Origin of the sequence: Anaerotruncus sp. 1XD42-93 (assembly GCF_009917605.1) — a bacterium.
Classification (GTDB): domain Bacteria; phylum Bacillota; class Clostridia; order Oscillospirales; family Ruminococcaceae; genus Anaerotruncus.
Genome location: NZ_QZEG01000144.1, coordinates 1 through 2,284, shown reverse-complemented (window position 1 = coordinate 2,284; position 2,284 = coordinate 1). Strand labels below are relative to the sequence as shown.

The 2,284-nt window shown below is 59.5% G+C and carries 3 protein-coding genes; all 3 read right to left on the bottom strand.

The annotated features are described in order from the left end of the window. Window positions 1-692 (bottom strand): antirestriction protein ArdA (locus D5269_RS17475; protein ID WP_147408062.1); only part of this gene is annotated, 692 nt, incomplete at its 3' end. Between the two features lies 1 nt (window position 693). Next, window positions 694-1,035: a hypothetical protein gene (locus D5269_RS17470; RefSeq protein ID WP_016316827.1), complete on the bottom strand. Its 342-nt coding sequence runs from the start codon at window positions 1,033-1,035 to the stop codon at window positions 694-696. Window positions 1,036-1,354: 319 nt separating this feature from the next. Beyond that, on the bottom strand, window positions 1,355-2,284 hold a 930-nt coding region (locus D5269_RS17465), incomplete at its 5' end, for a ParB/RepB/Spo0J family partition protein (RefSeq protein ID WP_120487383.1).

Below are 2,284 nucleotides of genomic sequence, written 5' to 3'. Positions count from 1 at the left end.
TCCCGGTTTGTTTCCGGGTGCTTGCGTTCAGCCGCCAGAGAGGAACGGTCAATCACTTCCTTGTAGGCGGCCATCTGCTCCCGGATGGAGAGCCGGGGGAGGGCAAAAACCTTGTGCTCCTTGGGAATATCCTCTATCCCGTGGTAGACTTCCTTAATATCGCCCGTCTGGACGATATAGCCGCCGGGGGCAAGGTGGCCGTCCTCGTTGATGGATATGTCCCGCCCGTATGCCTCATAGTCAAAGTAGTCTTTCAGCTCGGCGGGGATCGGCAAATCCTCCGCAAAATAGCGGCCCAAATCCTCCTCGCTTTCAATCTCCGGGTAAAATTCAAAGCAGTCCAGATTTTCCGCAAGGTTGATGATGTCCGCCACGCTGGAGGTATGCGCCCCCATATGGAGCGCGGCCTCGAATTTTTCAATCTCGCTTTGGGGGAGCTCCGAGAGCAGGCAGGCCAGATGGTTCAACTCGTCCAGATTTTCATACTCGCCCAGATAGTCATAGAGCCCCAGCACATCGCCGTCAAAGCTGGTGATGAAAAATTCCTCGTAGCGTATGCCGTCCACGCCGATATTCTTTAACAGCGCCTCCACCGCCTGGGGGCTGGTGGGGAATTTCAGCGTTTCCCCCACCAGCTCGCCCTCGTTGTATTTCCCCAGATTGGTGATGTACGCCTCGAACAGCGCGGCCACGTCAGCGGCGGCCCTGTCCCTTGACGGTCAAAATGCCCTCAAGGGTGGTGGCGGTGATGCCCAGCCGCTGGGCCACGGCGATGTCGTTCTTCATGGACTCGGTGACGGTATGCCCGCACACCACCAGCACCCGGGAGCGGCGGAGCAGATCGCGGCCAATGTCGATGCTGCTCTTGTGCTCCTCGGGAACCGCGTCATTGAGGAAAAGGGGCAGGAACAAGGCCGGGCAGATAGGGGCAAAGCCCGCATCGTAGACCGCCCGGCAATACTGCGCGGCCAGCTCCGCATTTTCCGTATCGCCGCCATACCAAGCGGCGGTGATGTAAGCAAGGGGTCGTTTCATAGTCGTTTACCTCCGATATTTTAATAGTTGTCGTTCAACCCTATCCCCCCGCCCTTTCCCATTCATGGGAAAGGGGGCGGCTCTGGAGGATATATCCCCCGCCGCGCCGGGAGGGGTGGCACAGCCGGGGCGGGCCGTCAAGGGCAAGCCGCCGCAGGCGGCGGGCGTTCCGCCCCTTGACCGCCCACTCCCGGCTGTGCTCAGTAGCAGGCGGCGACGGGGGATATACCACCAGAGCCCCTCTCTAAAAGAACGCTATGCAAGGCACGGGGGAGGGGCGCGGGAAAAAGAAAAACCTCGGGACAAAATGTCTCAAGGCTTACTTTTCCCGGTCGGTCTTTTTCTCCGGGGCGGTGCGCTCCGGGGGCTGTTTCTCTTTCCATTCGGCCAGCAGGGACATAATCTGGTCTTTCATTTCCCGGGGCGTGGCGTCCTTGCCGAAATACTTGTTCAGTTCAGCGGCGGAAATAATCACTTTGTCTACCTCCTTTTTTTCACGGCTCAAAATGCCGTCTATCACATCGCCGTTCAGTTTCCCGTCCTTATCCAGCTTGCGGAGCTCCTGCGCCTGGGAGAGCGAGGGGGACGCCTGCTCGCCCTCAATGGAAACGGCGATAAACCTCTGGTTTTTGGGCTTGATGAACGAGATTTCCACGGCGGGGGTGAAAGACAGCTTTTTCTCGTTCACCATAGACTGGAGCTCCGGCACAAGCTCGGTCAGCCGGATATACCGCTGTACCTGCTTGTAGTTCATGCCGTTGCGCTCCCCCACGATTTCCGTGGAGCGTTTTCCAACGTCCCCGGCGGCCACGCCCTCCATCTTCGTCCCTTGATGGCTGATGGCCTCCACCTGCATTTTCAGCGATTGGGCCTTTTCCATCGGCAAAATCTTTTCCCGGTGGCGCAGGTTGTCGTCCGTCATCGCAAGGATGGCCTCATCGTCCGTCATGTTGCGGACGATACACGGCATATTTGCAAACCCGGCCAGCTCACTGGCCCTCTGGCGGCGGTGGCCCGCGATGATTTCATAGCCGCCGCCCTCGCGGGGACGCACCAGCGCGGGCTGGTGTACGCCGTTGTCCTTGACGGACTCCACAAGCCCTTTCATTTCCGCATCGTCCCGCACCCCAAAGGGATGGTCTTTGAACGGGAACAGCTCCGAGAGGTTGAGGTAAACAATCTCTTCCTTTTCGGCGCGGGTCGCGTCACGGGGCTGGGGCGGCACTTCCGGCGCAGGCGGGGGAGCGGC